The following is an 11,884-nucleotide window of genomic DNA, read 5'->3' as shown; positions in this document are numbered from 1 at the left end:
CGTTTCCCAATGGAATGAGGTGTGTAAATGACCAAGAGCGAACTGATTGACAAACTGATGGAAAAGCGCGGCATGCTGACCCGGAAGGATTCCGAGGCGGTGGTATCGCTGGTGTTCGACTCGATGAGCGAGGCCCTCACCAACGGCGACAAGGTGGAGATCCGCGGCTTTGGGAGCTTCACCATCCGTGACCGTGAGCCGCGTGAGGCGAGGAATCCGAAGAGCGGTGAGATCGTGAAGATCCCGTCCAAGAAGACCCCCTTCTTCAAGACCGGCAAGGACCTGAGGGAGCGCGTCAACAACCTGTAGGAACTCCGGGCGACCGGACACGCCCGGATGGCGGAATTGGTAGACGCAAGGGACTTAAAATCCCTCGCTCGCAAGGGCGTGCCGGTTCGACCCCGGCTCCGGGCACCACGCAAAACCGAAGAACCGGCGATGAACGAAGAGAGGGCCATGCAAAAAAGCATGGCCCTTTCTTTTGGTCTATTCAGCACCGGCAGGGGCTGGGGCCCAGTCTTACCTCCCCATCCTCAACGGCGGCAGCCCCTCATCCTCATTGGGGAAAGCCTCGTCAAAAGGCTCCCCGCCGGTCAGAAGCTGAAGCAGCGCTGCCTTTCGGCCCGGGCGCAATGACCAACCGGTCACCCTCTTACAACCCTCCAACTCTGTCCATGTTTAGCGGCACTCCTGCCGCGATCACTCGGTTTCACCAAGAACTGCTTTCCCAAGGTCCTTACTGAAAACAGATGCCATCACTTTCAATTGATGGTACATTCACCGCACTAAATGCCGGGAGTCTCGTCATGTCCGAGTACGATGTCCGCTGGAAACAGCGCTTCCAAAATTTTGATCGTGCAGTGGTTCTGTTACGTGAACCGATCGAGCGTGACGTCACCACGCTATCTAACCTCGAAAAAGAAGGGACCATTCAGAGATTCGAGTTTGCACTCGAACTAGCCTGGAAGACTCTGAAAGATTACCTGGAGCACGAAGGGGAAGTTTTTGCCCCGGTTACGCCCCGCAATGTTGTAAAAGTGGCTTTCGCCGCACGTATCATTACTGACGGCCAGGTTTGGATCGACATGCTTGATCACCGAAACCTGCTGGCCCATACCTATGACGAGGCCACCTTCGATAAGGCGGTCTTTGCCATTCGCGATCGCTACCTGAATGCGATTGAAGAACTACATCTCTGGTTGATGGAACGGAGGGCCGGGTGAATGTAGAACCGCTTGATCCTCACGCCTTGCAACTGGTGCGTGGCGTCCTCGCCCGGCATGCGGAAGTGACCGGAGCGATTGTGTTCGGCTCCAGGGCCAAGGGAACGGCACGTGACGCCTCGGACGTCGACCTCGCTCTAGAGGGGATCGACGATCAGCTTACGGCGGAGGCGATTGCCAGCGAACTGGATGAACTCCCCCTCCCGTATCTTTTTGACGTAAAGGCTCTTTCGGCCATCCGTCACCGGGCACTGCTGGAGCATATCGAACGGGTAGGGGTACGAATCTACGGCTGAGCTTTCTGCCCAACTGGCTGGTTTCTACTAAGTATTGACTCCATCGCCTTTTTCTTGTAGTTTGCTCATCCTGGTGCCGGCTCTCCCATTTCCTCTCCGGCTCCTGAAGCTACCATTCGTAGCATAGTGTCAGACCCGGCCGGGACCCCGTGCCTCGGCACCTAGTCAGAGGAGAACCCACCATGAAATCGTTGTCTCTTGTTATTGCGTCACTTGCCTGTTTGCTGGCGGGTCCGGCGTTCGCCGCCGACTTCGGCATGTGGGACCTGAGCGTCGGGAAAGTCGTCACTCCGACCACCTACGCCGCCTTCGACCCGGCCGCTCCCAACGTCAAGATCGTCGGCGCCGCGACCTCTTTTGCCGGCTCTCCGGATGTCCCGATCGCCGACCCGTTCGCCTACCACCAGGTAGCCTCCGGCGACCTGACCGCCCTCGGCAACGCGGTCTACCACAACGACGGTGTCATCAACTTCGTTCCGCCAGGGCCCGATGCCGTTGCGGCGGGTTTCCCCGATACCGGTTTTCTCTATGTATCGCACCTGGTTTCCGATCCGGACGGCTCCTGGCATTACAAGTGCCAGCTCTATCCTGCGGTTGCCACCTCCGATCCGACAAACTCGGTGCTGGTCAGCCAGACCGATCTCGTCAACGCCTTCGTCAACAACACGACCACGTTTCCCTGATTCCGGGTCGCGAGAGGACTTATGACCCAGGAAGAGAAGGACCGGATGATGTTCCTGGAAGGGAAGGTGGATGCGCTGATGCACCTTTGCGCCTACCTGGTCGCCACCAACCCCATCAGCGACAACCTTGCCGCCATGCTCAGAAACCGGGCCCATCGGGAATCCTGCCGTGACGGCGTGAGCGCCGACGAACAGGCCTACCTCAAGGGATACCTCAGTGTGCTGCCGGACATCGACAGCGCCCGCTCCGTGCTGCATCAGGCCGGACTGATGACCGCGGACATTCCCGACAGCCGGAACTAGCCTTCCACCCGCGGCAGCGCTGCATTCGGCACCAGATACAAAAAGGGCCCCGCCTTTCCCGGCGGGGCCCTTTTGTATGTGTGGAACTGCATCCGAGCGGTTCCCTAAGAAGCCAGCACCGCCTTGACCTTGCTGGCGAGGTCCTGGACCGTGAACGGTTTCTGCAGGAAGTTGACGCCGCTGTCCAGGACGCCGTGGTGGACGATGGCGTTGTTCGTGTAGCCGGACATGTAGAGGACCTTCAGGCCCGGGTGGAGTTCGAGCAGTTTCCGGTGCAACTGCGGCCCGTTCATCTCCGGCATGATCACGTCGGTCACCAACAGATCGATCTGCTGCCCGGCGCTGATCGCGAGCGCATGTTTCGGGCTGGTGGCCACGATGATCTCGGCACCGAAGCTCTTCAGGAAATCGCAGGTGAGCTCCCGTACCATGTCGTTGTCCTCCACCAGCAGGATGGTCCGGCCCGAGCCGTTGAAGGAGACCGCTTGGGACCGCTCCCGCTCGGCAACCGGCTTTTCGTGGACCACCGGGAAGTAGATCTTGAATGCGGTGCCCTTGCCCACCTCGCTGTAGACGTACACGTAGCCGCCGTGCTGGTTTACCAGGCCGTACACGGTCGCGAGCCCCAGCCCCGATCCCTGGCCCACCTCCTTGGTCGTATAAAAAGGCTCGAACATGTGGGCCAGGGTTTCCTGGTCCATCCCGCTGCCGGAATCGGTGACGGCGAGCATCAGGTACTCTCCCGCCTTCACCCCGGCGTGCTGGCGCACGTATTCGGCGTCCAACTGCACCGGCGCCGTCTCGATGGTGATCACCCCGGTTTCGGCGACGGCGTCCTGTGCGTTGATGGCGAGGTTCATGATGATCTGCTCGATTTGATTCTTATCGGCGCGGATGCCGAGGACGTCGCCGGTGAGGTGGAGCCGGATCGCGATGTTCTCGCGGATGGTCCGGCGCAGGATGTTGTAGAAGGAGGTAACCACCTCGTTGAGGTCGATGACCTTCATTTCCAGGATCTGCTTCCGGCTGAAGCTCAGAAGCTGCTGGGTCAAGGCCTTTGCCTTGTCCGCCGCCTGGTGGATCATGGTGATCCGGTCGTGCTCCCGGCTCTCCCGGGGGAGGTTCATGCTGAGGAGCTCGGCGTAGCCCAGGATCGGGGTCAAAAGGTTGTTGAAGTCGTGGGCGATCCCCCCGGCCAGCCGCCCGACCGATTCCATCTTCTGGGACTGGGCGAGCTGGACCATGAGCGACTGCTTTTCCGCTTCCGCCTCGCGCCGTTCGCTGATGTCGCGGACGATGGCGCAGTTGTATTCGGTACCGTCGACGTTGAGGTAGGTCGCGACGACCTCCACCGGAAAGGTTTTCCCGTCGTTGCGCAGATTTTCCGTTTCGAACTGGAGGCAACCGTCGCGCTTGAGCTCCTCCCAGTGCTTGGGCCACATCTCTTTGGGGAAATGCGGGGTGATCTCCCAGATCGCCTTCTGGAGCAGCTCTTCGCGGAGGAAACGGTGCATCCGGGTCGCCGCCTCGTTCACGTAGACGATCCTGCCGTCCCGGGCGATCCAGTACACCGCGTCGGACATCCGCTCCATGATGATCGCCGCCTTTTCCAGGTCGGCTTCGGCCTGCTGGCGGTAGGTGATCTCCTCGGCAAGCAGGAGGTTCTTGCGCTCCAGTTCCGAGGTGCGGAGCCGGACCGTCTCTTCCAGGTGCTCCCGGTACTGGACCAGCTCGGTCGCGGACGCCTCACGCTGCCTGCGGTTTCGATACAGGAGCCCGGCGGAAAGGGCCGATCCTGCCGAGAAAAGGGTCACCAGCATGGCGAGCATCTTCACATCGGAGCGCCACCCGGCGAAATAATCTCCCGAGGCGCGGCCGACGTTGACGAAGAGCGGGTAGCTGGAGACCTTGTTGTAGGAGAAGGTCCGTTCCACGGCATCGATGCTGCCGGGGGTCTTGTAGGTTCCGGAGTTGACGCCGGCCTGGCGCAGCGCCTTGAGCTGGGACGAAACGGTCATGCTGCCGGTGCTGTTGGCGGTGGGGTAGCGCACGAGCACCTGGAGCGCCTCGTTGCGCAGGGTGATGACCCCGTGCTGCCCCAGCTCGAAGGTGGAAAAGATGCGGGCGATGTAATCGACGGAGATGGCGCCGAAGACGACCCCGGCAAAAGAGCCGTCGGGATTGTTGATCCGGCTGGCGATCGGGAAAACCCAGTGCTTGCTCATCCGGCCGAAGATGGGATTTCCTACCATCAAACCGGCGCTGGGTTCCCCTTGGACTTGATGAAGACGTCCCGGTCGGCAAAGGATACCCGGGCCTCGGGCACCACGTGGTCGCCGTAGAGGATGGTCCCCTGCGCATCGGTGACGCGCAGGCCGTCCAGCTCGGGGACCTGCTCTCTCACGGCGAGGACGTAGGCCTGGAAGGAAGTGTGGTCGATCGGGCCCCGATGCAGCTGCCGTTCCGCCTCGGTTTTGACGGCAAAGAGGCCAACGCTCGATTTGTCCAGGATCCCGCTTAAGGTAAGGCTCAGCGACTGCGCGAGGTTCTGGGTCTGGGTCGCGATCTTGTTTTCCTGTTCCTGCCGGCTGCGGTAGAGATGGAATCCGGCCAGCCCGGCCACAAACAGGTTGATGAGCAGGAGCGCCGCGACCACCCGTACCAGAAACAGCCGGATTGGCCCCATCAGGGATGATGTCTTGAGAGTGGATTCGCCCATACTGCTCCGATGTTCCTGCTGAGGTCAGTCTGCTCACGCGGTTTTATACGTTTCTGTGTCGTCTTATCGGCAGGTTATGCCTCTGGCTTGAGTGTTTTCCCTACAAACGCCGCCGCTCGGTAGCCTTCTGAGAGTGGCAGCTCCCGCTATGTGTATATTTTCCGATGCGGCCACTGCGAAAAACAGTTCGAGGCGTTCCTGAAATATACATCTGCCGGCCGACCGGTTTTCAGCGATAAAACCGCAGGTTAGCGTTTCGCCCCGGCTGCGTTGCTGAACGGCGTCCCCTCCGGGGCGTATAGAAAAAAGATACGCCAGGTAGGCCGCGGAGGGCACGGCAAATATTGAGAAAAAATAAAACGACCGGAAAACGGCAGGTTAGCGCAAAAGGTGCGGCGGCTGCCAATCTGGCACGGCTGATGCTATCTCTAGGGCAAAGGCAGTAAAAACCCACCATAGGAGGTACGCCATGAAAGCCCTTATCAACACCATCATTGCAACCCTGGTAGCCACCCCCGCTTTTGCAGCGAACGGTTTCGAAGACCACAGCGGCCTCCTTTGCTGGGCATTCCTCGGACTCTGCGCGATGATCGTGGTAGGTCAGGTAATCCCGGCCGTCATGGTGCTGATCGGCGCCGCCAAGGGTGTCATGAAGCCCAGCGAAGCCAAAGAACACCACGCCTGACGGTCCCGCTGCACCGCTGGGAGATGAAAAAGCCGCCCGAAAGGGCGGCTTTTCGTTTTTCAGGGGTGCCTTCCCACACCGACAACGGTGAGGGACGCAGGGATACTTCCTGGCTCCTGCGGCGTCAGCGGTCAGGCCTGGATCCTGAGCACCGGTCCGTTCAAATTCCCTTTACCGCCGCCAGCCCGGTGATGTATGATCTGGTAATCATTGATCCTTTTCCTCATGCAGGTTTAAACCATGTCCCACCGACACTCCAGCTCCTCCCACGGGTTCCACAGCGACACTCCGATCCCCCCGGCAGCGGTTTTTTCCAACGTCACCCGGTTGCGCCAGGCCGGCCCCCCCAGTGGAGACCCCACCGGCAAAAGATCGATCATCGACCAGATCCGGTCCCGGATCGATTCGCGGGCGATCTGCGTTCCGGTCCTTCCGGCCGTGGCGCGCCAGATACAGCGCCTGCTGTCGCGCCCGGACTTCCCGGAGCACCAGGTGATCCTGCTGGCCGGTGCCGACCCCGGGCTGGCGACGAAGCTCCTCAAGGAGGCCAATTCCCCCTTCTTCAGGGGATTGACCCCGGTTGGGACGGTGGAGGAGGCGTTCCAGCGGCTGGGCAGCACCGAGGCCCTCGGGGTGGTGCGGCAAACGATCCGGGAAGACGTCTTCGCTCCCGGGGTACCCCGGTTGGACCGCATCATGCAGAGTCTCTGGAGCCACTCCTTTTGCTGCGCGGTCGCTTCGGGGTGGCTGGCCCGTAGAGCCGGGTTTACCGCGCTCGCCCAGGATGCCTTCCTGGCAGGATTGTTCCACGACGTCGGCAAGCTCTTCCTGTTGCGCCTGGTCGAGGGCTTGGAACAGCGGCACGAAGTGGCCGGTATGGCCACCGAAGCGCTGCTCGCGGAGGTCTTTGATGCCCTCCATGCCGAAGAAGGACACCGCCTGCTTCGGGAGTGGTCGATTCCGGAGTCCTTGGCCGAGGTGGTCCGTGACCATGACCGCGACGACTGGAACGAGTTGAATCCGCTCCTTGCCATCGTGCGCCTGGCGAACCTCGCCTGCCGGGTCTGCGGCGTGGGGCCACGTTCCGACCCGTCGCTCCTGTTGATCGGGACGACTGAGGCGCACGTTTTGGGGGTGAAGGAGGTCATCCTGGCCGAAATGGAAGTGGTGATCGAGGATGCGGCGCTTGCCCCGATGTCCGCACTGCGTGAGATGTTGTGACTGGCGCGCAAGCGTTGACAGGGGGAGGGAAAATAGGATATGGTCTCGGTTCATTTCATTTAATCTTCAGGAGGAACCGCATGATCAAGGAATTCAGTGCCGCTTTTGTCGGCGTCACCTTCATGGCCGGGGTCGCCGGCGCGGTCGATGTGAACATCAACGTCAACGCGACCCAGCCCCAGGTCACCCCGGTACGGCAGGTCACCGTGGTGAAGGAAGAAAAGGTGATCGTGAGGGAAAAAGAGAAGCAGGATCACGGCAAGCACAAGGGACACAAAAAGCACCACAAAGAAGGGAAGCATAAGGACAAGGATTAACGACTCCTTCTGCCTGCTCCCTGCAGCACGAAAAAAGCCCCGGGCAACTTGCCCAGGGCTTTTTTCGTGACCTCGGCCCGCCTGCGATTGCGGACCTTTCGCGACCGGAATTTCTGACCGGTAGCATTGCCCCGCCCGGCGCCTGTCTTTGCCTGCCCGATATGTTTTCCCCGCGCCTACCTGCCGGTTACCCTAGGTTCACCTTCCGATAACGGCAAGTTATAAATCCTGGTCGTATGGGTTACATTGCGGTCCGTTAAGAATATTGAAAAGTTGAGGAGGGCTCTCTCTTGTTGACTTTGAAAACGGCGCCGACGCACAATCAAAAACAGATCCCCCCGGACCCTCCTCTGATCAAGGGCGGTCGGGCGGAAGAAGCCCCACCGATCATCAAGGGTGGCAAGGCCGAGGGGCCGTGCCATGGCGGCGTGCTCAATTCCCGAAACAGGATCACCAGGAGGAAGAGGTAGGGCTACCTGGGCTGGCGGTCGCGTCCAAAACCAATCATGCAAAAGCGCCCCGAGTGGAGAGATCCCCGGGGCGCTTTTGCATTGGGTTTGCTGGCTGCAGCTTCCTTGAGTGAACCAGGCCTACACGAAGTGGACCTCGGCGGGGGCGTGCTGGGTGGTGCGGGCGTACTGGACCGCCGGGCGCCCGAAGGCCATGGCGTAGCCGATGACGTGGTTTGCCGGGATGCCGAGCCGGCCGCGCAACTCGGGGAAGAGGTCGTTGATCGCCAGGGTGGCGAGCCCGTCCCACACCGTGCCGATGCCGACGCTGTTCGCGTAAAGCTCGAAGTTGGTCAGGGCGATCAGACAGTCCGGGGTCGGGGTGGCGATCTCCTGGGGTGCCGAGACGACCAAAAGATGCGGCGCGCCGCGGAAGAGAAAGTCGACCCGCTTTTCCTCCCACTGGGCGAGGAAGAACTGGAAGAATTCCAGGCCGGCGGGAAATCCTCCGCTTTGCGCCATGCCGGAGAGTCGCGCCATCAACTCGTCACGCAAGGCGACCATCTTGGCCCGGTCGTCGATCACCGTGAAGCGGCACTGCCGCGCGTTCATTCCGGAGGGGGCGTGGCAGGCGACGTCCAGGAGGCGGCGCAAAAATTCCGGTTCCAGGTTCTCCTCGCGGTAGCGGCGCACCGCCCGGCGTCCCCGAATCAGGGTCTCGGTCGCCACTGGGTCGGGGAGGTGTCCCGGCAGGGGAAGGCTTTGCTCCGGGCGGCACCCGAAGATGGAGACTGCTGCCGCAGGGCAGACTGCGAGGCAGTGCTGGCAGCGGTAGCAACCCTTTTCCCGGTCGGCGGGGATGGAGGGCGTTCCTCCTTCCAGGGATATGATTCCGGCCGGGCAGTCCGCCGCGCAGGTACCGCACCCAGTGCACTTCTGTCGGTCGATGTTGAAGTTGAGCATGGCTTCTCCTTGTCTGAAATGGCCCCTAGGAAAGGAGCTTGGTGAGAAAGTCGGGGTGGAGGTTCAGCTCCAGGAGTCCCGCCAAGCCCATGACGACGCCGAAGCCGGCGAAGATCCAGGCGAGGTAGAGGAGCTTGCGCTTGTTGGTGAGGGAGGTGACCGCCAGCAAGCCGAGGGAAATCGACAGGGCGGCATCGGAAAGGTCGAACTGGTCGTCCCGGAAGTTCAAGTCGTCGTAGGCCTTTTCGTGGGTCTTCGCCTTCTTCATCAGGAGGTCTTCCTCCCCCTGGTAACGGGCGATGCTCGACTGGTACTGGCGCTGCTGCTCGGCGAGTTTCGGCACGTCCCTTCCCGGGGCCAGCGCCTGCAGCGCCTGGACCTGGTTCAGCCCTAACTCGGCCATGTGGTGCTTGAGCTTTTTCGACTGGTATTCGTTCCAGCGGTCTACCGCGTCGGATTTGTTCTGCAGCATCGCCTGAACGATGTTGTCATCTTTTACCTTGGTTATGGCCATGAAGACAGAGACCAGGGCGACCGTGACTGCAACGACATTGTTCAACCTGTTTTTGGATTGCGCTTCGTTAAGCTGTTCCCGCAGGTTTTCCATGTACTGCTCCCGTTACTGAGAAAAAAGTGACGCTCAGAGTGAAACGTCCCATCCTTGGTCCGGACCAACGGTGCCTGACACACTGTATCCGATGGGAATAGCCAGTCAATAGTGGACCTCGATAGGGTGCACCTCTTCGCCCACTCAGTTGCTGATCAGCACCTGGGCGCGCAGATCGCGCAAGATAGAGCGGGCGCTTTTCTGATAGTCGGCAACGTACTCGGGAGAACAGACGTTGCCGGACGTCCGGTCCTCCAGCGTGCGTTTGATGGTGAGCCTGTTTTCCGACTTCTGATAGTTCGCCTGGTAACTGAGCACCTTGCTGGCAAAGTGGAAGTCCTTCGGGAACCCCACGATGTTCATCGACGGGGGGAACTCGTAGACGTACTCCTCGGTGCTGCGTCCGCCGGAGCAGTTGGTCGACTTTTTCGGCGTCGGCTCGTAGGCGCTCGACACGAAGCTGTCGATGGCGAACACGCTCGAGGCAATCGGCTTGATCGGCATCCCGGTCGTGCTCGCCAGGGTGAGGAGGTCCTCCAACTGGAAGGTGATCGAGAAGCGGTAGCTGTCCAGGAGGTCGGTGGGATCGTCCTTGGTTAGGGTGCCGGTCCCGTGCATCCCCTGCATCTCCAGGAACTTGCGAACCAAAAGCTCTTCCTGGTCCCCGCGCAGGTTGCGCATCACCTGCCGCATTTCGGTAGCGGGAAGCCCCTTGAGGGTGAAGTGTGCGGTGCCGGTTGCGGTGCCGTCGGCGTTGATCTTGATGCTCGTCTGCATCACCTGCTCATGCCCGTACTGGGCGGTCGACGGGGTCTTTACCGCCTCCCGGAACTTGACGACCGGCAGTACCGGCTTTTCCCCCAGCGGTTGCGGGAGCATGCCGAACGGCACGGTCGCCGCGGTCGAATCAAGGTACAGCTTCAGTTCCGGGAGGTAGTTGATCACATGGTTTACCACCCCGACCACGGGAACCTTGGGGAGATCGTAACGGGAGTCGGCGTTCAAAAGGACCTGGTCGCACTCGATCCCCCGCGCCGCCAAAAGTGCCTGGAGCAGGGTCGCGTGGTCCTTGCAGTCCCCCATCTTGTTGTCCAAAACGACGTCGAGGTCCCGCGGCACGACCCGACCGATCCCGATCCCGTTGCCGACGTAGGATATGTTCCGGGCCACCCAGTCGTAGAGGGCGCGGGCTTGGGCCTCGGTCCCTTTCTTGTCCCCGGCGAGTTGGGCGGCCAGGGCCTTGATCCGCTCGGTCGGAACCGCTTTGGGCATCGCCCTTTGTCCGTAGGCCCGGGCGATTTCCCCGTAGTCGGCGAAGGTCGAGACGAAGAGACTCGGCTCCTCCCCCACGGCGTAGATGCCGCTTTCCGCCGGAGTCCATTTCTCGGGCTTGGGATTACGGTAGTTCCATTCCAGGACCTGCTTGCCGTCCTTCTCGACCGGCTTCTTCTCGGTCAGATGGAACGACGCGTGGCTGAGCTTCATCGTTTTAGGGGCGATCACCTTGACCGTTATGTCGTCGGCAGCCTGGAAACGGGAGAAGACCTGGGCGGCGGAGAACTGGTTGGGGAAGATGCCCTCGCTGTTTTTGATCCGGAAGGAGAAGTTCGTGGTGTCGCCCACGGCCAGGTCGGGGAAGACGACGCTGATGGCGGTCTGGTCCGAATAGAGGGGGGAGGCGCTGTTGTAACCGTCGTTGGCGGTGACCTGGTAGCTGCTTTTGGGGGCGTCGATCCGCTTGCCCGACTTCTTCAGGGTGTAGGCCTCCAGCACTTCCCCTTTGGCGACGCTGGTGCTGAAGGAGAACGAGGCGGTCTTCTGTCCCTCCAGGGCGCTTTCCTTCAGGACGGTCATCGACCACTTCTGGCTTTCCGTGTAGGAGCCGTCGGGGTTGACGTCGAAGACGACCTGCCAGCTGTTGCAGCGGACCGGGATGTCCGCCTCCGCCATCGGCTGCGCGAAGGCTGGGGTGAGGGTGAGGTAAACGAGGAAGATGGCGGCGGCAATGGCATGAAGGCGCGACAGACTCGGGTGCTGCATTTCGGCTCCTGTGACAAGAAGAGGATGACGAGGGGGGATAAACGGAGGACATGTTCCGGAATACTTTTTTGGCCGGCGGCGGTCAAGAGAATTCTTGGGGCAGGGTGGGCACCCGGTGCGAATGCGGAGGCCCGATGCGGCGGGCAGAGGGCTGCCCACCCTGCGGCCACGGCTCCGATGAGGGATACCTTTCTCTGTGGGAGCGCCTTTCCAGGCGCGATCCGCCGGAGGCGGTGACCCCAGCGGTCAATCGCGCCTGGAAAGGCGCTCCCACCGCACGGCACCGGAGAGCGTCCCCGACACGTCGAACGCCGAACGCCGAACGCCGAACGCCGAACGCCGAACGCCGAACGCCGAACGCCGAACGCCGAACGCCGA

13 protein-coding genes and 1 tRNA gene are annotated in these 11,884 nt (G+C 61.2%); 9 read left to right on the top strand and 5 right to left on the bottom strand.

The features are described from left to right. Positions 1-27 precede the first annotated feature (27 nt). From JFN93_RS19335 to JFN93_RS19310, 6 genes are all read left to right on the top strand, one after another. Positions 28-309: an integration host factor subunit beta gene (locus JFN93_RS19335; protein WP_199385783.1), complete on the top strand. Its 282-nt coding sequence runs from the start codon at positions 28-30 to the stop codon at positions 307-309. A gap of 21 nt (positions 310-330) precedes the next feature. Beyond that, positions 331-417, top strand: a tRNA-Leu gene (locus JFN93_RS19330). Positions 418-806: 389 nt separating this feature from the next. Further along, positions 807-1,223 (top strand): nucleotidyltransferase substrate binding protein, encoded by a 417-nt coding sequence (locus tag JFN93_RS19325; RefSeq protein ID WP_199385782.1) that lies wholly within the window; start codon positions 807-809, stop codon positions 1,221-1,223. Next, the gene (locus JFN93_RS19320; protein ID WP_199385781.1) at positions 1,220-1,519 is read left to right on the top strand and encodes a nucleotidyltransferase domain-containing protein; all 300 of its coding nucleotides are present in this window, start codon (positions 1,220-1,222) and stop codon (positions 1,517-1,519) included. The genes JFN93_RS19325 and JFN93_RS19320 overlap by 4 nt, the downstream gene beginning before the upstream one ends. 182 nt (positions 1,520-1,701) lie before the next feature. Beyond that, on the top strand, positions 1,702-2,202 hold the full coding sequence (locus JFN93_RS19315; RefSeq protein WP_199385780.1) for a hypothetical protein: 501 nt from the start codon (positions 1,702-1,704) through the stop codon (positions 2,200-2,202). A gap of 21 nt (positions 2,203-2,223) precedes the next feature. Next, positions 2,224-2,505 (top strand): hypothetical protein, encoded by a 282-nt coding sequence (locus JFN93_RS19310; RefSeq protein WP_199385779.1) that lies wholly within the window; start codon positions 2,224-2,226, stop codon positions 2,503-2,505. Positions 2,506-2,609: 104 nt separating this feature from the next. Here the strand turns inward: JFN93_RS19310 and JFN93_RS19305 are convergent, their stop codons facing one another. Next, the gene (locus JFN93_RS19305; RefSeq protein ID WP_199385778.1) at positions 2,610-4,757 is read right to left on the bottom strand and encodes an ATP-binding protein; all 2,148 of its coding nucleotides are present in this window, start codon (positions 4,755-4,757) and stop codon (positions 2,610-2,612) included. Continuing rightward, on the bottom strand, positions 4,757-5,224 hold the full coding sequence (locus JFN93_RS19300; protein WP_199385777.1) for a PDC sensor domain-containing protein: 468 nt from the start codon (positions 5,222-5,224) through the stop codon (positions 4,757-4,759). The genes JFN93_RS19305 and JFN93_RS19300 overlap by 1 nt, the downstream gene beginning before the upstream one ends. 469 nt (positions 5,225-5,693) lie before the next feature. On the opposite strand from JFN93_RS19300, the gene JFN93_RS19295 reads away from it, so the two are divergent. The 3 genes from JFN93_RS19295 (at position 5,694) to JFN93_RS19285 (ending at position 7,447) form a co-directional block, all read left to right on the top strand. Beyond that, entirely contained in the window at positions 5,694-5,909 is a 216-nt protein-coding gene (locus tag JFN93_RS19295; protein ID WP_199385776.1) for a hypothetical protein, read from the top strand. A 240-nt stretch (positions 5,910-6,149) separates the two neighbouring features. After that, positions 6,150-7,130, top strand: a complete 981-nt coding sequence (locus JFN93_RS19290) for an HDOD domain-containing protein (RefSeq protein WP_199385775.1) — start codon at positions 6,150-6,152, stop codon at positions 7,128-7,130. Positions 7,131-7,210: 80 nt separating this feature from the next. After that, positions 7,211-7,447, top strand: a complete 237-nt coding sequence (locus JFN93_RS19285; RefSeq protein ID WP_199385774.1) for a hypothetical protein — start codon at positions 7,211-7,213, stop codon at positions 7,445-7,447. A gap of 590 nt (positions 7,448-8,037) precedes the next feature. Here JFN93_RS19285 and JFN93_RS19280 read toward each other — a convergent pair. The 3 genes from JFN93_RS19280 to JFN93_RS19270 all read right to left on the bottom strand — a co-directional run bounded on the left by JFN93_RS19280 (position 8,038) and on the right by JFN93_RS19270 (position 11,506). Further along, positions 8,038-8,859: a nitroreductase family protein gene (locus JFN93_RS19280; protein ID WP_199385773.1), complete on the bottom strand. Its 822-nt coding sequence runs from the start codon at positions 8,857-8,859 to the stop codon at positions 8,038-8,040. A gap of 25 nt (positions 8,860-8,884) precedes the next feature. Continuing rightward, positions 8,885-9,466 (bottom strand): DUF4337 domain-containing protein, encoded by a 582-nt coding sequence (locus JFN93_RS19275; RefSeq protein ID WP_199385772.1) that lies wholly within the window; start codon positions 9,464-9,466, stop codon positions 8,885-8,887. A gap of 144 nt (positions 9,467-9,610) precedes the next feature. Beyond that, positions 9,611-11,506 (bottom strand): DUF3857 domain-containing transglutaminase family protein, encoded by a 1,896-nt coding sequence (locus JFN93_RS19270; protein WP_199385771.1) that lies wholly within the window; start codon positions 11,504-11,506, stop codon positions 9,611-9,613. Positions 11,507-11,884 lie beyond the last annotated feature (378 nt).

Source organism: Geomesophilobacter sediminis, from assembly GCF_016458275.1.
Taxonomy (GTDB): Bacteria; Desulfobacterota; Desulfuromonadia; order Geobacterales; family Geobacteraceae; genus Geomesophilobacter; species Geomesophilobacter sediminis.
The sequence above is the reverse complement of the archived record's forward strand: the minus strand, read 5'-3'. Positions and strand labels throughout refer to the sequence as shown.

Coding starts and splice junctions, on each gene's coding strand:
- JFN93_RS19335 (WP_199385783.1), top strand. CDS start 28: ATGACCAAGAGCGAACTGATTGACAAACTGATGGAAAAGCGCGGCATG.
- JFN93_RS19325 (WP_199385782.1), top strand. CDS start 807: ATGTCCGAGTACGATGTCCGCTGGAAACAGCGCTTCCAAAATTTTGAT.
- JFN93_RS19315 (WP_199385780.1), top strand. CDS start 1,702: ATGAAATCGTTGTCTCTTGTTATTGCGTCACTTGCCTGTTTGCTGGCG.
- JFN93_RS19310 (WP_199385779.1), top strand. CDS start 2,224: ATGACCCAGGAAGAGAAGGACCGGATGATGTTCCTGGAAGGGAAGGTG.
- JFN93_RS19305 (WP_199385778.1), bottom strand. CDS start 4,757: ATGGTAGGAAATCCCATCTTCGGCCGGATGAGCAAGCACTGGGTTTTC.
- JFN93_RS19300 (WP_199385777.1), bottom strand. CDS start 5,224: ATGGGCGAATCCACTCTCAAGACATCATCCCTGATGGGGCCAATCCGG.
- JFN93_RS19295 (WP_199385776.1), top strand. CDS start 5,694: ATGAAAGCCCTTATCAACACCATCATTGCAACCCTGGTAGCCACCCCC.
- JFN93_RS19290 (WP_199385775.1), top strand. CDS start 6,150: ATGTCCCACCGACACTCCAGCTCCTCCCACGGGTTCCACAGCGACACT.
- JFN93_RS19285 (WP_199385774.1), top strand. CDS start 7,211: ATGATCAAGGAATTCAGTGCCGCTTTTGTCGGCGTCACCTTCATGGCC.
- JFN93_RS19280 (WP_199385773.1), bottom strand. CDS start 8,859: ATGCTCAACTTCAACATCGACCGACAGAAGTGCACTGGGTGCGGTACC.
- JFN93_RS19275 (WP_199385772.1), bottom strand. CDS start 9,466: ATGGAAAACCTGCGGGAACAGCTTAACGAAGCGCAATCCAAAAACAGG.
- JFN93_RS19270 (WP_199385771.1), bottom strand. CDS start 11,506: ATGCAGCACCCGAGTCTGTCGCGCCTTCATGCCATTGCCGCCGCCATC.